At 50.4% G+C, this 19,598-nt stretch carries 16 protein-coding genes; 10 read left to right on the forward strand and 6 right to left on the reverse strand.

Features of this window, described 5'->3' with window-relative positions:
- Nucleotides 1-31: 31 nt before the first annotated feature.
- On the reverse strand, nt 32-913 hold the full coding sequence (locus NST26_RS08840; protein ID WP_340954786.1) for a hypothetical protein: 882 nt from the start codon (nt 911-913) through the stop codon (nt 32-34).
- A gap of 161 nt (nt 914-1,074) precedes the next feature.
- On the opposite strand from NST26_RS08840, the gene NST26_RS08845 reads away from it, so the two are divergent.
- Genes NST26_RS08845 through NST26_RS08860 form a run of 4 tightly spaced genes read left to right on the forward strand, consistent with a single transcriptional unit; the run spans nt 1,075 to nt 4,269 of the window.
- A complete protein-coding gene (locus NST26_RS08845; RefSeq protein ID WP_340954782.1) occupies nt 1,075-1,662 on the forward strand; it encodes a TetR/AcrR family transcriptional regulator in 588 nt (195 codons plus the stop codon).
- Nucleotides 1,663-1,720: 58 nt separating this feature from the next.
- Nucleotides 1,721-2,638 carry an AraC family transcriptional regulator gene (locus NST26_RS08850; protein WP_235191717.1) on the forward strand — a complete coding sequence of 306 codons (918 nt, stop codon included), beginning with the start codon at nt 1,721-1,723 and terminating at the stop codon, nt 2,636-2,638.
- A 54-nt stretch (nt 2,639-2,692) separates the two neighbouring features.
- On the forward strand, nt 2,693-3,625 hold the full coding sequence (locus NST26_RS08855) for a VanZ family protein (RefSeq protein ID WP_340954778.1): 933 nt from the start codon (nt 2,693-2,695) through the stop codon (nt 3,623-3,625).
- A gap of 38 nt (nt 3,626-3,663) precedes the next feature.
- Nucleotides 3,664-4,269 carry a DJ-1/PfpI family protein gene (locus tag NST26_RS08860; RefSeq protein WP_340954776.1) on the forward strand — a complete coding sequence of 202 codons (606 nt, stop codon included), beginning with the start codon at nt 3,664-3,666 and terminating at the stop codon, nt 4,267-4,269.
- A gap of 433 nt (nt 4,270-4,702) precedes the next feature.
- Here the strand turns inward: NST26_RS08860 and NST26_RS08865 are convergent, their stop codons facing one another.
- The 4 genes from NST26_RS08865 to NST26_RS08880 form a co-directional block, all read right to left on the reverse strand.
- The gene (locus NST26_RS08865) at nt 4,703-7,120 is read right to left on the reverse strand and encodes a transglutaminase domain-containing protein (protein ID WP_340979034.1); all 2,418 of its coding nucleotides are present in this window, start codon (nt 7,118-7,120) and stop codon (nt 4,703-4,705) included.
- 250 nt (nt 7,121-7,370) lie between these two features.
- Nucleotides 7,371-8,114 (reverse strand): MBL fold metallo-hydrolase, encoded by a 744-nt coding sequence (locus NST26_RS08870; protein WP_340980823.1) that lies wholly within the window; start codon nt 8,112-8,114, stop codon nt 7,371-7,373.
- A 235-nt stretch (nt 8,115-8,349) separates the two neighbouring features.
- Nucleotides 8,350-9,747 carry a SpoVR family protein gene (locus NST26_RS08875; protein ID WP_340979035.1) on the reverse strand — a complete coding sequence of 466 codons (1,398 nt, stop codon included), beginning with the start codon at nt 9,745-9,747 and terminating at the stop codon, nt 8,350-8,352.
- Nucleotides 9,748-9,841: 94 nt separating this feature from the next.
- Nucleotides 9,842-10,759: an ArsR/SmtB family transcription factor gene (locus NST26_RS08880; protein ID WP_340979036.1), complete on the reverse strand. Its 918-nt coding sequence runs from the start codon at nt 10,757-10,759 to the stop codon at nt 9,842-9,844.
- 270 nt (nt 10,760-11,029) lie between these two features.
- On the opposite strand from NST26_RS08880, the gene NST26_RS08885 reads away from it, so the two are divergent.
- From NST26_RS08885 to NST26_RS08895, 3 genes are all read left to right on the forward strand, one after another.
- Nucleotides 11,030-12,826, forward strand: a complete 1,797-nt coding sequence (locus NST26_RS08885; RefSeq protein WP_340979037.1) for a glycoside hydrolase family 2 protein — start codon at nt 11,030-11,032, stop codon at nt 12,824-12,826.
- Between the two features lie 34 nt (nt 12,827-12,860).
- Nucleotides 12,861-13,976 (forward strand): glycoside hydrolase family 88/105 protein, encoded by a 1,116-nt coding sequence (locus tag NST26_RS08890; RefSeq protein WP_340979038.1) that lies wholly within the window; start codon nt 12,861-12,863, stop codon nt 13,974-13,976.
- Between the two features lie 110 nt (nt 13,977-14,086).
- Nucleotides 14,087-14,716 (forward strand): hypothetical protein, encoded by a 630-nt coding sequence (locus NST26_RS08895; protein ID WP_340979039.1) that lies wholly within the window; start codon nt 14,087-14,089, stop codon nt 14,714-14,716.
- A 294-nt stretch (nt 14,717-15,010) separates the two neighbouring features.
- On the opposite strand, the gene NST26_RS08900 is transcribed toward NST26_RS08895, so the two are convergent.
- Nucleotides 15,011-17,263 carry an FAD-dependent oxidoreductase gene (locus NST26_RS08900; RefSeq protein WP_340979040.1) on the reverse strand — a complete coding sequence of 751 codons (2,253 nt, stop codon included), beginning with the start codon at nt 17,261-17,263 and terminating at the stop codon, nt 15,011-15,013.
- 138 nt (nt 17,264-17,401) lie between these two features.
- On the opposite strand from NST26_RS08900, the gene NST26_RS08905 reads away from it, so the two are divergent.
- The 3 genes from NST26_RS08905 to NST26_RS08915 all read left to right on the forward strand — a co-directional run bounded on the left by NST26_RS08905 (nt 17,402) and on the right by NST26_RS08915 (nt 19,505).
- Entirely contained in the window at nt 17,402-18,199 is a 798-nt protein-coding gene (locus NST26_RS08905; protein ID WP_340979041.1) for an AraC family transcriptional regulator, read from the forward strand.
- A gap of 103 nt (nt 18,200-18,302) precedes the next feature.
- On the forward strand, nt 18,303-19,079 hold the full coding sequence (locus NST26_RS08910) for a GNAT family N-acetyltransferase (protein WP_340979042.1): 777 nt from the start codon (nt 18,303-18,305) through the stop codon (nt 19,077-19,079).
- Between the two features lie 57 nt (nt 19,080-19,136).
- Nucleotides 19,137-19,505 carry a hypothetical protein gene (locus NST26_RS08915; RefSeq protein ID WP_340979043.1) on the forward strand — a complete coding sequence of 123 codons (369 nt, stop codon included), beginning with the start codon at nt 19,137-19,139 and terminating at the stop codon, nt 19,503-19,505.
- The last annotated feature ends 93 nt before the right edge of the window (nt 19,506-19,598 follow it).

Below are 19,598 nucleotides of genomic sequence, written 5' to 3' on the forward strand. Positions count from 1 at the left end.
CGAATCCGTGCGGACTGGATAACTAATTCTTCTAATCCTCCTGAGAGTCCTTAGGCTCCTGCTCCTTACCGCCAATCTTGAAGCTTAATTGGCCGTTATATTTGCCGAGCTGTCCGCCCACGCCGATGCCTGCACCTTCGCCGCCGCCGAACTGGGCTTTGGCCTCAGCCCCGATGCCCTTGTTGCCGCCGAGCTGAACATGAGAGTCAAAGCCTGCACCTTGACTAAGCCCCAGATGAGCACCCGCATCTGCATTCAGCCCGTGATCGCCCCCGGCCTGTGCGCCCAACTTGACATCTGCGCCTTGCCCGCCGCCGAGCTGGGCCTTGCCTTGTGCAGCCACCCCGTATTTGCCGAAGGCCTGGGCTTCGGCGTTCACTCCGAGGCCTTGCCCGTTGCCCACATGGGTATCGCCTTGCGCTTCGATCCCGTAGGAGCTGCTGCCGATATGGCCGTCTGCCTGCATGCTTGCGCCGCTGTACGCCAGGTTTCCTCCGGCATTCATGCCGATGCCGTGTTTACCCCCTAACTCGCCTCCTACATCGACATGAATTCCCTTTCCGCCGGCCTGACTTGCCCCGGGATGGCCGTCCACCGGCTTGTTCGCGGCAGCCGGATGTCCGCTTTCGAGGACCGTCTGCGGCTTGCTGGCATTCTGAATCTGCTGCCAGCCGTCCATGTTGTCCTCCGCATGGTCATTCTCGAGCTTATGTGGAGCGGCCGGAGGTTCGGAGGCCCTGACAGTCTGCGTATTCCCGGCAGTTGTGGAATTCTTAGCAATCCTCGGAGCGGTCTCCTCAGTGGACTCCGAACGTATCAGGTAGTGGTAATGCGAATAAGGGTAGGGCTGCGGCAGATGCCGATAGCCTGACGGATGAGCTGAGCTGTTCGAATCTTCGTTCCTGTAATTCATGCGGGAACCCTCCATTCTTGAAGTCATTACAATAGCCTATTCACCGAAATGGGAAGTGATTCGTGTCAGCTGAATATAAAAGTGCATTGTAATGCCTGCAAGGCTATGCTACCATTATGAATGAATTATATATTATTCACTCAGGCGCGGAGGGCTTACGGATGGAAGATAAGAAGGCTGAGATTTTCAGATGCGGCAAAGAGCTGTTCAGCTCCAAGGGCTTCAAGGACACCAATATTTCCGACATCACCAAAATGTGCGGATATGCCGTAGGCACGTTCTATAATTATTACGCTTCGAAAGAGAAGCTGTTCATCGATATTTATCTGCAGGAGAACGAGAAGCTGAAGCGGAGCATCCTGCAATCTTCGGTCAATCTGGACGACGAGCCTGCCAAAGTGCTCAAAGAAATCATGGCGCTTAATTACAGCGGGATCAATACGAATCCAATCCTGAAGGAATGGTACAACAAAGCTCTTTTCAGCAAGCTGGAGAAGGAGTTCTATGAGCATGGCGGAATAGAGGGTATTCATGAAATGATGAACAGCGGCACGCTGGAATTAATCCGGCACTGGAAGTCCAGGGGGAAAATCAGAACAGATCTGGAGGACGGGATGATTCTAGCTTTGTTCAACTCTATTCCGTATATCGACATTCACAAGGAAGAGATCGGGGCAAGCCATTTTCCGCAGCTTCTGGATTATATAGTGGAATTCATCATGAAAGGCTTGACGGATACGAAGAGCTGATTATATAGCAAGACTGGATCAGTCCCGCAGGCCGCCATCTGCTATAATGTATGCACCTATGTATACTGAAAGGCCGGTGGAGTCACTGAATTACAGCAGAGAGATCGGGCGGAGTATTGATTATATTGAGGAGCATCTCATGGACCCGCTGACAGCGGAGCAGATTGCGGCGTATGCGGGTTATTCGCTGTTTCATTTTTGCCGGATGTTCAGCCAGTCTCAGGACATGCCGGTCATGGAATATGTGCGCACCCGGAGATTGTCGCGGGCTGCCGTTGAATTGTTCAACGGGCGGAGAATTACGGACATCGCGCTGGAGTATGGGTTCGAGACTCCCGGCGGCTTCGCCAAAGCCTTCCGCAAGTCTTACGGCTACAGCCCCTCCCAGTATGCGGCGCGGATGAACGGCTATGTCCGGGACCGGCTGGCGTATGACATCAAGGAATACATCGCGGAGCCTGTATTGGTGACGAAGCCTGCTTTTAACGTAGCGGGGTATGGAATCGAGACGGATGTAGAGGCCGGGAATGCAACGCAGGATGTCGCTTCCTTCTGGTATTACTATGAGGGTGACAATCTGGAGGATCAGATGTACGCAAAGCTGAATCCGCCGAAGCACGGGGAGGTCGGCTTATGTATACCGTCAGACGCTGGCGGTAATGCTGTGTATCTGCTGGGGGTTATAGTGGAGGACTTCAGTAAGGTCACTCCTGACATGCTTACGGCTGCTGTACCGGCGGCGCAGTACGTGGTATTCACGACACCTCCGGTGGACGCTACTGATGAGGCGAGACCGGAGACTTTTGCCGAGGTGGTCAAGAGTACCTGGAGATATATCTTCGAGGACTGGTTCCCGGGCAGCGGCTACATGCATGACGAAGATAAACTGAACTTTGAGTTCTACGACGAACGCTGTCACGCCCGCGTGGATTCCGTGATGGAGATTTATGTCCCTGTACGGGAACGGGTTTCATGAAACCACTAACCGTTTAATTGAAATAAGTGGAAATGTAGAGTGAAGGAGTTAACCATGGTCAAACAACGCAAGAATTTGCTAACGGTAACTATATTGTACACACTGTTTGTTCTTTATTTTATGTTCTTTGCTTTCGGCAGAGGTGAGGCATCGGATCATACCGTCTACACCTTTATTTTCATGCCCGATAACTTCCTTCTGCTGCCGTATCCATCTGATCTTCTACATCCCAGCCTCATGAGTATGGTGGGTTTCGGGAACACGCTTGCGTTTGTTCCTTTCGGCATATTGATTCCATGGCTGTACCGGGTCGGCTTCGTCCGGTTCATCACCTTATTCTTCATCGCGATTCTTGTGCTTGAAACGATCCAGGCTCTTACCTTCCTGGGCAGCTTCGATATCAACGACGCTCTTCAGAATTCGGTTGGGGCAGCCCTCGGCTTCGGAGCGTACAAGCTTGGTTTCCGTAACCGCAGCCTCGGGCGCAATCTGGTGGCAACGGCTATATCAGGGTTGGTTCTTTTTATAGCTTTATGGGGACTAGGCGCGGCGGTAGACAAAATATTAACTAAAGTAGAGGGTCCGTTTACGGCGATCATGGAATGGACGGACACCTCGGGCAATTCATCCGCAGACAAACCGGATAGTATTCAAATCAACGGACAGAAGATACCGCTCCGCTCTAATCTGTATGGCGCTGAAGGCGGAGATTCCAGAACATTCACGTACAAGTCTGAGGGACAGACGATTTTCTCCTTCACTTTCGGAAACCCCGAACCAACGGATTATTCCGGTGAGATCAGTATTACCCGGGATGGCCAGGAGATTCTGAATTATACTGGAGATTTTCAGCGTACTAATCCTGAACAGTACCCTGTGGTATATGAGATGCCGGTTGAGCCCGGGGATGAGCTGAAGATCACGATTAAAGGCGGCTTGAAAGTATGGGATGTGGGGTATAAGAAGATGCAGTATTTCTGGCAATGAGTGCTTGATCTTCTATTCAGAGAGGATGGGTGACGGTTATGAAAATGGCATTTGTTCTGTTCGACGGCATGACCAGCATGGATTTTGTGGGGTTCTATGAAGCGGTGAGCTGGGTGGCGATCCTGAAGGCGAAGGAGGATGTATCCTGGACCTTCTGCGCCAACAAAGCGGAGGTGACGGATGACCGGGGGCTGACCATGAAGGCTAATGAGGTGTTGCCTGATCTGGGGGATTTCGATCTGGTCTTCCTCCCGGGCGGCATGCCGACCCGGACACTCCGCAATGATGAGGAGTTCATAAGCTGGATACGGACGGCAGAAGGCGCACGTTATAAAGTGTCGGTGTGCACGGGGGCACTGCTCTTAGGGGCGGCAGGATTCTTAGAGGGGAAAAAAGCGACCACGAACTCGTCAGCCTACGATCTGCTTGCCCCTTACTGCGGGGAAGTCATTAAGGCCCGGGCCGTCCGGGACGGTGATACCTTCACCGGAGGCGGAGTAACGTCCTCGATCGATCTTGGTCTGTACCTGATTGAGTGCTTAGTGGATACAGACACTGCACGCCTGGTGCAAAAAAAACTGGAGTACCCTTACTACCAGGCAGGTAAGCTGAGCGATATCTACTATCCGTATGAAGTGGAATAGACAGAGGGCGGTGTGATTCTACAAGAAAGGCAAGCCCCTGCATCAGGGCTTGCCTTTTGCCCATATATCCGGTGGATGCACCTTTGCGGCCGCTCAATGTGATCGGTTTTTCGCCTACATTTGGCCATATCCGTGCGCCACTGCTTAATGTAGTCGGTTTTTCGTCTACATTCGGCCATATGCCTGCGCCACTGCTTAATGTGGTCGGTTTTTCGTCTACATTTGGTCATATGCCTGTGCCACTGCTCAATGTAGTCGGTTTTTCGTCTACATTTGGTCATATGCCTGTGTCACAGCTCAATGTGGTCGGTTTTTCGTCTACATTTTGGATTCCTCATTCGTAAGAGCACCTATCCATGGGCAGGCGTAAATCATAATTCCCTAACAGCAAAAAAGGCAAGCCCGTAGCAGGGGCTTGCCTTTTCTTGTCCGTTTATTGCCCGGCTGCAGCGTCCAATTGAACCGCAACGTAGCTTCCCAGCTCAACCATGCCTGCACTATCCAGCTTGGCGGCATCGTGTTGCTTGATGACCTCGGCGGTTTTCTGCATGAGCTCCGAGCTGTCGGTATTGCCCAGAACGCGCAGGACTACCAGCGTCTCGCCTTTCTTCAGCTGTTCGGCCAGCTTGGTCTTGTAGGCTTCCAAAGAATCTACTTCCAGTCCTTGTGTCACGTAATAATCGTAGGCATTGCTGGTGGCCTTGAACTGAGGCAGCTCATGGTCCAGCCAGTAGGCATTGTCCATCACATACTCTACATCGGTGGCTGTAGCGTCATTGGAGTTATAGAGCAGATAAGGAAGTCCGGTATTGGTGGCGTTATTGGTCGGGTCAACATTGACCCATTCGTCGCCGATCTTCACCTTGTTCCAGGCGTGATTCACGCCGCTCATGGTTCCTGTGACGACCATCGAAGGGACCTGGACGAGATCAGACAGCAGCTGGAAGGTATGGGCATAGCTCATGCATACGCCGACTTTTTTAACCAGAATGCCATAGGTATTGAAAGAATCGTTATACTTCGCATCTACTGTCTTGAACTCCTGCTCCATGGCATTCTCCAGTGCAGCATCGTCATAGGCGGTGTTATCATTCAGATAATCGTAGATCGCCATCTGTTTCTCATCCGCGCTCATGCCTTCCTTGATCACAGCAGCGATTACTTTATCTGCCTCGGCAAGGATCTCCTTCTGCTTTGAGCGGATGATCTCGGCAGAATCATCGTACTTCACATTCAGCGTCAGCTTCTCATAATCGTAGCCATAGCCGCGGAAGCCGAGAATGAGCGGGTTCTGGTAGACTACCTTCTCAATTACATCCACCAGGGTACGGGCATTCTGCGCCTCCGGGAAGGCTTGCAGCGAGATTTCGGTGTCGCCGTTCATCAGGGTCAACGCGAGATACTCCTCTAGCGCAGAGTCTGCATGAATCAGATCTGCCCGTATCGTGGTGCCCGGAACCGCCTGTTTGTTGCCTTCCTCTACCTTGCTCTTGGTATTTTCTTTTTGCTGGTCGATGACATTATCTACAGGTTCACTGGCGTTGCCGTTATTGTTGTTGTCAATGATGGTCGGTACATCCGGTGCAGGTACATAATCCGTGTCATTCTGCGGCTCCACATACCCGGGATTCGCCTTGTTGCTCTGGGCGGCGGCAAGACTGGTAATATCCGCTTCCGTCAATTGCGTAACCTGGACATAGCCTTTGAGCGCAGTACCTTGTATCGTGTACGGGACATCGGTTGGACCGGAAGCCTTAAGAGTCACAGCTCCGGTATCGTACATCACTGTTACTGAGGCTTTGGAACCGTCAATGAACTGGACCGGGACGGTCTTGGGCAGCTCTTTGGCATTCTTGTACAATTTCAGGTTGATGTTATCCTCAGGAGCCACGGTGCGCGGCAGCCGTTTGGATAATGCCACGGTGTCCACCGAGCGGCTGAATCTGGATTCTTTGTCTCCCTGAACGGCAGTAACGTAATATTCTCCTTGCACATTGTTGTTCTGGACGCTGGTAATGGTCTCATCCACAATGCCGAGCGCACCGCGGCCGTCCTTCATGAAGTCGTTATACGCATTGCCCTGTACCGTTGCAATCTTCAGCGGACGCTGATCCGCATAGCCCTGCTCGGCGCCGCTGAGCGGCTCATTGATGTTCTCCATTGTAATATGGGAGGCGCTGTAAATATTGTAGCTTTCCGCGCCCGGAACTTCATTCCATACCAGAGTCAGTCTTCCGTCAGGACTGATGTCGGCTTGCAGCGTCGGCGTGGGCAGATCCGATTTCACCGTAAACGGGATGATCACCGGCTGCTTCAGCAGAGTAGGCGACTTGGCATCCAGGTCATAGTTGAGCCGGATGTAGTAGACCGGGGCGTTCCCCCAGGAACTGTCTCCCGTGGCACGCAGAGAATCGGAGGGAAGGACGCCGAAGCCGAGCGGCTTGATTGAGTACACGCTTTTGCCGTCTACGAGCTGTGAATCCTCAAGGGTCGCGACCTTGCTCTCCGGCAGCGCCTCGATATCGGTATGTACGGATAACGTCTTGCCAATGGCTTCTGAGCCAAGATCGGTATTGAATCTGAAGATGAATTCCATATCCTGCTCCACATTATACATAGGCATGATGCCCGGATTGTGATCTGCTTCGTCCGAATCATACTTCTGCTTCAGATCGTACACGGTCTGTGAAGCCTCCGGCGGAGGGTTCCCCGAAGTGTTCTTCGTCTCGGCAGCTGCCGTGGCGGCGGGGCTGGATGAAGGCGCTGGACTTCCTTCTTTGCTGCCCCCCATGCAGCCTGTCAGAATCACACACATGATGAGCAGCAGTATTGCCATTTGTTTCACTTTCACTTACGTCCTCTCCCGTCTGGTTTCTGTATGAGGGTAATTATAGACCATCCAGAATTACCCATTATAAATCACAGGAGATATTTAACCCATTCGGATACTATTAAAACAAAATTGGGATAATTTATATTTAAGTATTTTTTGCAGCAGGGGATATGGGGGAGAGGGGGCGATGGGAAGGGCGGATTTATTATTTTCTGGGCAACACGCTTGTCATACTTTTCGACATTTCTTTAGTATTTGTTTAAGCCGTTTACGCTTTCCTGACAAGCTCTTGGAGCTGGTCATTAACGTTACCCTTACATAATCCTCCGTGATAACAAATAACCGATGTAATGTCGAAGTCTAAATATTTTTCTAGGGAACGGAAAGCTGTGTTCATATCCGGTGTGGAATGCGGGTGGGGTCCCCTCAAGATGCCTTCCACACTGAACATTGCATCACCAACAACAAGGGTTTTGCTTTGTTTCAAATAAAGACTAATATGTCCAGGCGTATGCCCGGGTGTAAAGATAACTTGAATTCCCCCGCAATACGGAAGCTCTTGTCTGTCAGCTAAGGTTCTGTCAACTTTGGCCTTAGGAGAGTTCTTTAACAAGTAGGCTACTATTTTCAAACGTTCGTCTTCCGGAAGGGATTCTAATTGCCAAGCCATACTATCGAGATTCACTTTCATAAGGGGCAATTGGCCTTCAATATATGGTTTATCCAGCCCATGAGCGTATACTTTAATATCTCCATCAAGTTCCTGCAGGATTTCAGGAAGACTGCCGATATGGTCAATATCTTGATGAGTTAAAATGATTGCCTTCAACTTATCCATGGAGACTCCACACTCGTTCATGGCTGCACGTATTTGCTCGAATTGACCGGGTGTGCCGGTATCAATTAAAATAGCAGCTTCATCGTCCCAAAGCAGGGTAGGATTCAATTCTTGACGACTGCCGAATACTTCAACCTGCAATTCCAGCATTTCTACTCCATTTGAAATTTTCATCATTTCTTCTCTCCTATTATATGAATTAGTACTCTTTACTATATAAACGAATGGGAACCATCTAAAGATACGGGGGAGCAATCTTTAAGTTTACTGAAGTTTGGAGCAGAAGCAGCATTCGTATCAGATTGGTTGTCATGGGACGGTATAAATTCTTATGTTATCAAAAACGAGCCGCAGCGTAATTGCACATAGCAACTACACTGCGGCTTATTGTGCGAACTCATACGTTTCTTTACATAAACCGCCGCTGCACCTTTTTGCCGTCATAGGTGAACAGGGCGTTTTTGTCTTCCACGACGGTCTGCAGATGCACGGTCCGGCCCCAGAGGGCGTAGATATGCGGGAGCGTGCGCTCCAGATATTTCAGATCCAGCTCGATACTCTCGTAGCGGTGGGCAATCAGCAGTTCGCCGTTCCGCTCATAATCGGCATCCTGGATGACGAGGTACGGGGAGCCGCCGTTCACCCGGGCCAGCACCAGCTGGTCTCGGACATTCTCCCATGCCTTATCGGTAATTTTCCACTCCGGGCCTTTTTTCTCGAATACATAGAGGTCCAGGTCGTTCACCAGTTCCTTTGAGAGATAGCTGCGGATGAAGGAGAGGTCGGAATCCAGCTCGCGCACCTCGAACATTTTGTCCCGGTCCCAGCGGCGTTCGATATCCTCGAAGATTTTCAGCCCCAGATAGTACGGATTCAGGCTCTGACGGGAGGGCTGCACCACCGATGAATTTAGCTTGGCGTATTCGACAGTCTCTTCTGGGGTAAGGTCCAGCTCGCGCATGATCCGCTGATGCCAGTAGGAGGCCCAGCCTTCGTTCATGATTTTGGTCTCCATCTGCGGCCAGAAATAGAGCATCTCGTCATGCAGCATAGTCATAATATCGCGCTGCCAGTCCTCCAGAGCGGTGGAATACTGCTGGATGAACCAGACGATGTCCTTTTCCGGCTCCGGGGGGAAGGTGCGTTTGCCAGCGGTTTCCGGCACTGGCGGGACGTCATCACTCTTTTCCAAGTCCCACAGCTCACTGTAAGCATTAGCCGGTCCAGGCCCGCCGGGAGGGGCGTCCTTGCGCTCCTTCATCTTAGCTTCAAGCAGATGGGTCTTGCCCAGCTTGCGCGGTTGGATCAAGCTGGGATCGATATGCTCCTGGATCGCCAGCACGGAATCAATGAAGCTTTCTACAGTGTCTGTGCCATAAGTGACGGAATAATCATTGATGCGGTCGGCGGTGGCCGCCATGCTCTCGACCATATCCCGGTTGGACATGGAGAAGCGCATATTGTTCTTGAAAAAATCGCAATGCGCCAGCACATGCGCAACAATCAGCTTATTTTGCACCAGGGAGTTGCCATCAAGCAGGAAGGCATAACAGGGGTTAGAGTTAATGACCAGCTCATAAATTTTGCTCAGGCCGAAATCGTATTGAGCCTTCATTTTATGAAAGGTTTTGCCAAAGCTCCAGTGCCCGAACCGGGTAGGCATCCCGTACGCACCGAAGGTATAAATAATATCCGCCGGACATATCTCATAACGCATCGGATAAAAATCGAGCCCGAACCCGGAAGCAATCTCCGTAATCTCGGCAATCGACCTCTCCAGCGCTTTAATCTCATCATCACCGGGCATGCATCCATCTCTCCTTCCAGCTTGTGAACCGTTCTTCCTATGTATATGGGGGGAGGGGAGGGAGTATGATGGGCAGGCCCAGCCTAAATATCCATTACTCTGCTTCTGTGTAAAATAGCTTAAGCAGCATATTCTGCGGATAATTTCCAAAGTGCTCCCCGAAGATGGTAAGTCCGCCTTTGTTCTTAGAATTCCCGTCAATACCAATCCTTAGCTTGATGAAGGGGGAATCTTCGATTTTTAATTGGGCGAGTGTAACCGATGATATTTTTTGACCGTCTATTCCGGTATCTTTCTTGGTGACTCTTAAATGCTTCAAAAGGCCATACTGGCTTAGTTCGTTATCCCACCAGTTTGGTGTTAATTTCCCGCGCACATCTGAAAAATTACCCGGAGCCGTCCAGGTGCCTAAAAAAACATCGTTGATATAAAAAGCGATATCACTGGGCCAATTATTGTTGGAGCCAGGAAACTCTGAAGAGAGCTCTAAGGATAACTCTAATAATTCTGCAGTGAAATTATGGTTGAAATCATTCGGAATCATATATTCAACGAAGCCTTCGGCAAACCAAAGTAAGGATGCATCGATCCGGTCATTGGAGACGAAGGTCCGTTGATCATCTAACTTGCCGATAATTTTAGCCTGGCTGGCTAATCCGCAGGTAGGGGTGACTGAGAAATTAGAATAGTATCCCAGCTTGATTTCATTCGTAATGACTTTAAAAGGAAGATGGAGCTTCTGGGGTAAGTTGAGGGCAATATGATCCACAGCAACAATGAAATTCTTTTTTCGGCTGTCGGCAGCCTCCAGGTTGTCCTGGAGCTTGATGATTTTGGCGTCCTCCAGTAACCGGATATGGCGTGAGACGATCGCTTTGCTTAAGTTAAGTTTTGCGGCCAGCTCACTGACAGTAAGCGGTGTATGTAACAATAGTCTAAGCATCGAAGCTCTTGTATCAGATGCCAATGCCTTCAAAACAGAAATACCATTCTCATCGAGTTCTAAGAACATAATTATACCTCCTTGTCATATCTGTGGCTTCCGCCGATTGTTGAATAGTATAACATATTGTTAACTTTTTAGTTTACAATAAACGATCTAATTAAGTATGGATTTTTATTTGTATACCACAAAGTTGAAAATCAAAGATAACGCTGATATAAGCTTGAAAGAACGCTTTCATCATGGTAGTATTTGCTTGCCCGCGAGGGAGATTTACTATCTAAACTACAAAAAGTTAACTTTTATTGTTGTGACTACTAAGATGGGAGCTGAAGCTGGATGACACACAGGATGGAATATCCGCGTCCGCAGTTCGTCAGAGACGCATGGCTTAACTTGAATGGAACCTGGCAATTTGAATTTGATGACAGGAATGAGGGAGCCGCACAGCGGTGGTTTGATCCAGGTGAGAGCTTCAGCCAGACCATTCAGGTTCCCTTTGCTTTTCAGACCCCTGCCAGCGGAATACATGATACCACTTTTCACGACTATGTCTGGTATAAACGCAATTTCACACTTGATCCGGACTGGTATCAGAAGCGGGTGATATTACATTTTGGAGCGGTAGATTATAGAGCTTGGGTGTATGTGAATGGTCAATATATCGGGATGCATGAGGGCGGACACACTTCATTTTCGTTTGATATTACCCATGCCTTAACCGGACAAGAGGAACAGGTAACGGTTCACGTGGAGGACCCATCAACAGACGAGACCATACCCCGGGGCAAACAGTTCTGGATCGAGCAGCCGGAAAGCATCTGGTATACGCGCACGAGCGGGATTTGGCAGACTGTGTGGCTGGAGGCGGTAAACCCTGTGCATATTCAGCAGGTGAAGTTTACGCCGGATTTGGATCAAGGGAGTGTTGGGATAGAGGTTAAATCGGAGGGACATGGATCAGAAGAATTAGATTTGGAACTTCGTATTTCTTTTGGCGGAGTACCTGTTATTCAGGACCGTGTACGATTATTACAGCCTATAACACGCAGAATGGTAGATCTGTTTGGTCTGAAAATATTCCGCACCAACTTCCATCGGGCCGGCTGGACATGGAGCCCGGAAGCTCCTAATTTGTTCGATGTGGAAATGAAGCTGTACGATCACGGGGTTGAGGTGGACTCGATTCAATCGTATTTTGGCATGCGGAAGGTGCATACAGAGAATGGTATGGTCTATCTGAATAACAAACCTTATTATCAAAAGCTTGTACTGGACCAAGGGTATTGGCAGGAAGGACTGCTTACAGCGCCAACGGATGAACACCTGAAGACAGATATTGAATTAGCCAAAGAATTAGGGTTCAACGGTTGCCGTAAGCATCAAAAGGTTGAGGACCCGCGTTTTCTGTACTGGGCAGATCAGATAGGGTTCCTTGTATGGGGAGAATGTGCTGCCAGCCCCTCTTTTAATAGTGATGCGGTAGCCCGGTTAACCAGAGAATGGATTGAGATTATTGACCGTGATTTCAATCATCCCTCGATTGTGGCATGGGTTCCGCTTAACGAAAGCTGGGGCATTCCGCTGGTGAAATCGGATAAGCAGCAGCAGTATCACAGCTTAGCTATGTATAGTCTTATTCATTCATTGGATAATACCCGGTTAGTGATATCGAATGACGGATGGGAAATGACGTTGACTGACATCTGTGCGGTACACAATTATCAGCATGGCAGAGCAGATGAGCCTGATAAGTATGAAGAGTTCAAGCGGATTCTTTCTACAAAAGATACGATGCTTGCTTCCAATCCATCAGCCCGTAGTGTGTATGCAGGCGGTTATGAGCATCGGGGCGAGCCGATCTTGTTGACTGAATTCGGTGGTATAAGCTACAAGGCTGGCGCTGACGATGGCTGGGGATATACCAGTGCACAATCTGCAGAGGATCTTGTTCTGGAATACGGAAGAATTATGAAGGCGGTATACGCGTCCAAGATTATTTATGGATATTGTTATACGCAGTTAACGGATGTGGAGCAGGAGATTAACGGCCTGTTGGCCTATGACCGGACACCCAAATGCGATCTGGCGTTAATTAAAGAAATTAATGATCAGTGGCACCTGCGGACCATTTAAGCGGACCTAAGGAATAATAAGGAGCTGATAATCGATGACAAATGAACTATTGCTTGAGAAGATCGGGCTGGTCGTAGACAGGCTTATGAACCTGGGCGGCAGCGACTATGAAAAGGATAAAACTGTGGTTCAGGCCGATACCAGAGTAGGGATTGTGCAACGGGATTTCGGCATTGAAGAATGGGATTGGCCTCAGGGCGTAGGTCTTTATGGTCTGTACAAGCTGCAAAAGTATTATGGCGATACGCGCTATATGGAATTTTTCCGGAATTGGTATTCGCGTAACCTGGAGGCAGGCCTGCCTTCCAAAAACATTAATACAACAGCTCCTTATTTGCCTCTGGTGCTGCTCCTGGATCGGCTTGAGTCTTCCAGTGAACTGGAAAAGCTATGCCGGGAACATGCGGATTGGCTCATTCATGAGCTGCCCAAAACCAAAGAAGGCGGCTTTCAGCATACGGTCACTGCCATCGGCAACCGGGATGGAATTCACCTGCACAATGGACAGTTATGGATTGATACGCTTTTTATGGCGGTTCTGTTTCTGAACCAGGCGGGGCGCAAGTTCAACCGGCCGGAGTGGGCGCATGAGGCTGAACACCAGATCCTGCTCCATATCAAGTATTTGTTCGACAAACATACCGGCTTATTCTTCCACGGCTGGAGCTTCGAACGCAATGATAATTTCGGCAGTATCTTCTGGTGCCGCGGCAATTCCTGGTTCACCTATGGTATCGTCGATTACCTGGAAGCCTGCCAGGATTCGATTAGTCCGGGGTTCCGCCGATTTCTGATTGATACGTATACGGCTCAGGTCAATTCTCTGGTATCCCTCCAGGCAGCTTCCGGTCTCTGGCATACCGTCCTGCAGGACCCATCCAGCTATGAAGAGGTATCCGGGTCAGCCGCAATTGCCGCAGGGATTATCAAAGGCATTAAGGCCGGTATTCTGGATTCCTCCTATCAGGCTGCGGCAGACAAGGCCATTCAGTCGGTATGTCAAAATATTAGCGGAGACGGAACCGTACTGAATGTGTCAGCGGGAACCGGTATGGGAATGGATAAGGAGCATTACAAGAACATTGCTCTCAGACCTATGGCGTACGGACAGTCCTTGGCTCTTATTGCGTTATATGAAGCGTTAAACTAAACGGCAAAAAGCCTAATCCTTGAGCAAAGGATTAGGCTTTTTTCACAATAAACTATGTTAAGATTACGTTAATTAACACTTGGATATCGACGAACGGGGAGGGATAAGTAATGACAGACTTTACAGTGATTCGAGACCTGTTCCATATTACGGAACCGTGCGGATTTGATCATGAATCGTTAACGCCGTGGATGGAACGCTACGGACATATTCCGCAGGTGTTGCGGGCGTATTATACGGAGCTTGGGGCCCACTCTGCATTGAACGCGACTCAGGATTTTCTGGTTCAGCCTCACAATTTTCCGCGTTATATGGAAGAAGATTACTGCATCTTTTATACCGAAAATCAAGAAGCCTGCGTGTGGGGAATCCGTGCAGCGGATATGAAGCTTGATAATCCTTCCGTTTATGTGCGCAGCGGAGCGGAATGGGAGCGCCTGCGTTCGTCTGTTAAGGAATTTTTGCTGGCCATGGCCCATTTGCAGGCAGTGCTGGCGATGGAGTATAGCAGCGAAGAATATTGGGATATCGATGAGGTTGTTGCGGAGCGAATTGAGCAGAACTTTCCATCCCGCCAAGCGGATTCGGATTTGTACACGGGCGTACGCTTTTTTGGCCGGCCGGGTGAATTGATTGTGATTATGAACAACAACGGGGGCCATCTGCTAATGTTCGCGGCCGAAGACGAGGAACGCCTTGATGAATTGTACAACCTCTTTGAGCAGTGGACGGATCAATAGCTCCTTCAGCGTCAAAAGGGCCTGACCGCAGTCAGGCCCCGCTCAACATCCATCAAACAGTTTGCATTTTATTTGAACTGGAACCAGGTTGAATTTGCAACTGTGGTTGAATCGGACTTCACAAAAGTAACATATACCGTATGGGTTCCTACAGCGGTTCCAGCATTAAGCGGGATATTCTTAACTGACCATGTTTGCCATCCATACTTGTTTTAGCTGTATTACCGAAGTCTACATTTTAAATGCTATAGCCTTCCGCTTCAAATTTCAATGTATTAAATTTAGTCCGCTCCCTTAACCGTACACCCGCACCTCAATAATCTCCGCATACTGGCTTCCGTTAGTTGACTCAATCACGACGCGCAGGCGGCCGGTTGTCACAGCTTCGTTCAGCGTGTGTACCCGCTTGCGCTTGTGGTTGTCACGTTCCCCGGCAACTGAGGTCCATTTGCCGTCCAGGTAAGCTTCAATACGATACTCCTTAACGAGTGTTGGCAGGATTTCGTAAGGCGTAATATGATGATGCAGGTTGATCAAGTCCTCGTTGACATCGTCGTTGAAGGTAACGTGAACCTCGCGCAGAGTTACCGGCTCGTTCCAGGCCAGCTCCAGCCATTCCGGCTGATCGGAGGCCATCCGGTCAGAGGACCACATATGCGGACCGCCGTACGGGCGGAGGTAGCCGTCGATAACTTTATCCGCAGCGAAGGCACTCGTTATCCCGGACAGGCGGAGACACGGGGCTTTGTGGTCGAATTTCTTTTTGTCCCATTGCACTACGGGTTGTGCAGGCGGATTCTCGCCAAAGTCCCGCGAGGCTGCGGGGGTGTCACTATGCCCGTAGGCGAGCATTCCTGAAGCGGGCTCATCTGCCATATGCAGCGACAGTACAGCGTTGGCCTTGACGATCAAGAATGCATTGCGCGGTGACTCCGGCTTCCACTGAACCGGGAGCTTCACCCACTGGGCGGCTCCGGCCTGAACGGGAGCTGACGCGGACTGAATCAGCGTATGGGGAATATAATTCTCGGGCCGTCCGGTCTCCCATAGCTCGACCGTCAGCTCTGCGGCTTCGGCCGCATCGATCAGCAGCTCAATTCCGTCCAGCCCCGGATCGGCCGCAACGGTGATGCCGATGTTCGCTGTGAGCGGGACGCTGAACGCGGATTGCTCCACACCGAACCGGCTCCGCTCACTGGAAGCGCTGAGCGCAGCCTTCAGCGCCAGATCGGCATCATCCTCGTTGCGTAGCCCGAGGACGGAAGCATCCTGGCGCAGCATCGTCTGCTGCAGCTCGTTCAGGTGGGCCGCATGCAGTTCGCGCGGCGATTTTCCCTTGGCGGCGCAGAGTGCCGCGCCGATACCGGCGGCTTCGCCGATGACGGCGCAGGTAGCCATGACGCGGGTCGTGCCGAACGCGACATGCGAGGCGCTGATGTCGCGGCCGGCCATCAGCAGATTGCTGACGTTCACCGAATACAGCGAACGGAACGGGATGTGATAGCTGCCGTCCGAATACATATGCTTCGAGCCTGACTCTGTAGCGTACACTCCCTGCGGCGGATGCAGGTCAATGGACCAGCCGCCGAACGCTACGCGGTCCGGGAATTCGCACTGGGCCAGGATATCGTTCTGATTCAGGACATAATCGCCAATGAACCGGCGGTACTCCCGCTTGCCCGGAGTCGAGCCGACCCATTCCAGCGTCATGTTGTCAGCGTCGAATTTGCCGGAGTTCTTAATATAGTCCCAGATCCCGTAGATCACAGACCACAGCTCGTCGCGGATGGCCTCATTGTCATGAACAGTGTCCTGCTCGCCGCCGAATTCGATCCACCAGTAGGCGCAGCCGTTGTCGCCGCTGCGGATGATGCGGCGCTCGGCAATAGAGGTTTGTGTAATATCCTTTGCCATGGCTGGAGCGATATATTTGACCGGATGACCTGCGTCCTTGGTATAGAAGAGCAGTGTGCTGCCGAGCGTAATATCATCTGCGACCAGCGGCGCCCATTCCTCATTATATTCTTCGCGTGCTTCACGGCCCAGCCGGTACTCTGCCCCTGCCAGGAAGCCTACCAGGCCATCTCCCGTACAGTCCAGAAAGACCGCGCTTTCAAAAGTGATTCTCCGCTCCGACCCCATCATCCACCCGGTCACGGACCGGATGCTCCGCTGGCCGCTGCCATCCTCGGAAGCATCGACCTCATGAACATCCGTGTTCAGAAACAGCTGAATGTTCGGCTCGGCCTTAACCGCTTCAAGCACAACCATATCCCAGAGATACGGATTGCCGTCTTTGTTGCGGTACTGGTTCTCCACAAACAGCTCGCCCATAATCCCCGTTTCACGGGCATACCGGTGGATACCGTGCGAGGTTGCACCGCATACCCATACCCGCACCTCACTGCTGGAGTTACCGCCGAGCACCGGACGGTTATTAATCAGCGCCACACGCTGGCCCAGACGGGCTGCCGCAATCGCCGCGCATACCCCTGCCAGTCCGCCGCCTACCACAGTTACATCCGTGTTGACCGTTTCACTACGCATTGTTGAACCTCTCCTTTGGTGTGTGTTAATATATCCGTAGTTTCATGATAGAATAATCAATAATCAAATGACATGCATATAATTTCTTGATTTATACACTTTATTTCATTGAATAATACATCTGAGGGGAGTCAGAACATGCGCATGAATTGGTCGGTTCGTCCGGCAGCCCACATCTATTGGGAGCAGAAAAAACAGTTCCTGCTGGAGCACGACACCTACCCTGTGTGGACCTTATTTGCGGTGGAGCAGGGACAATTCGCTTACCGCTTCGGAGACCACGAAGGGGAAGGAGGGTCCGGGGACATCATTGTATGTCCGCCGGGGACAACCTTTTACCGGAGAACGCTTAGTCCGTTGACCTTTCATTTCATACAATTCGAATGGGAGGAAGAGGGGGGACCAGAGGACGCCGCAACGCTTGGAGGCAGATGGACTGTCAGGGATGTGGAGCGCCTGATGTCTACCTACCGCTATATGCGGAGTATCGGAAGAGGGATTCAGGAGGAGCCGGGCTATAGCCGGATGAAGCATATGCTGGAGGATCTGTGGAGGCTGCTTGAAATCGAGCGCAGCAGTGCATCCGAGGAGCTGCGCTCTGGAGAGACAAGCCCGGGCCCGCTGATGCAACAGGCTAAGCAATGGCTGCTGGAGCATGCCTGTACACCTATGACCCTGCAGGAGCTGGCCGCTACCCTTAATATTACTCCGGTACAATTAACGCGGCGATTCCGTGCGGCCTTCGGGACGGCCCCTTCAGACTTTGTAACTGGACTCCGGCTCAGACGCGCCTGCCAGCTCTTGGAGGATTCAAGGTTGCCCATTGAACTGATCGCCCAGCAGTGCGGTTACGAGAACGGCTTCTACCTAAGCCGGGTGTTCACGGCGAAGCTGGGATTAACACCATCCCGGTACCGTAAGCTGCACCGCGTATAATAATAACAATTGTATGGATCAACGAATTATATTATCATGTAATTAGCTGTTTATCTAATTTGTTGTAAACCATACTGTTTTCTCTAGAAAGGAACGTTTTGAAATGATTGAGAACGAAGCTTCTGCCATCGCCGCAAGAAATATAATGGATGCTGATCAAGATAACACTTTTCCCACATTTGCGTATTCGGTATTAGACAGTTACATTGACGGGGACATCATCGTCGATAAGTCTTCGGCGCTGATCGGTACTTCTTCAGGCATTTATACAGTGGTTGGGGATGAGACAAATGATGATTTTGCACCCATGCTTATGCACGAATTCAAGCGTAGAGAGATGCTTAATCAGAGATTTACGTTATTTTCATCCTCTGAACGATGGGATCGCAGAATCAATGAGCTTTTAGGGGCGAAGCTGCAGCGGATGCCGAGGTATTCTTTTACATTCAATGAGCACCGTTTCATGCAATCGCAAAGAGTGGGTATACCGGATGGCTTCTGGCTGAACAGGACAAACAAGGAATCGCTTGAGGTGAATAGAGAGTTCGATGCAGCGTACATCCGGAAATACTGGGGATCGGTGGAGCGTTTTGCGGACAAGGGCTTCGGTTTCTTTGTTACGGAACACGATGTATTTGCTGGGGAATGTGTCTCTATATTCTCGTCCGAACAGTACGCTGAAATTGATATAGTGACGAATCCTTTGTTTAGGGGAAAGGGCGTGGCTCAATGTGTTGCCGAAGCTTTTATCCTGGAGTGCTTAGAACGTCAGATCACGCCAAGATGGGACTGTGACCTTCACAATACTGCCTCTATCCGGTTAGCGCAGAAACTACATTTTGCCGCTCCAGAGACCTATTCGCTCTATGTGAGGAAGTAAGGCTGAATTATTGTAGTAATATATGGGTATGTAGATGGAATAGGGAGGGGGAATTGCATGCTTAAGCATTGGCATAGACTGTTCTTGCTGGTTGCAGTATTCTTATTGATTGCTGGCTGCGGCCCTACGAAAGCAGATGTCATTGATCAGCTAGTGTCCAAGGAAGAGAATGTACTCCACTTGCATATGTTCTCCAATTCACGGGATTGGGATGATGAAGTAAATGAGGCGCTTAATTCCGAGCCTGCGCTTGTGGAGCATATCCCGCATGTGACTGTGCATACAGAGGAGAAGAAGCTGAAGTGGCTGGAGCTACTGGGCCTGGAAGCGAAACGGCCCTTAATTGTGATTTTTGATCATGAACAAATGGTGTATCACACAAGTGAGCCTGAACAGCTGAGAGAGTATGCTAAAACACTTGATTAATGCAATCTGATTCATCCATTCCAGTAAGCCGTTGCCAGAGTGAATTCTGCTTCGATAGTACAGCGACAGCCAGAGACGTTATCCGTCCTCTGC

Source organism: Paenibacillus sp. FSL R7-0128 (genome assembly GCF_038002245.1).
In the GTDB taxonomy this organism is placed as follows: Bacteria; Bacillota; Bacilli; order Paenibacillales; family Paenibacillaceae; genus Paenibacillus_AQ; species Paenibacillus_AQ silagei.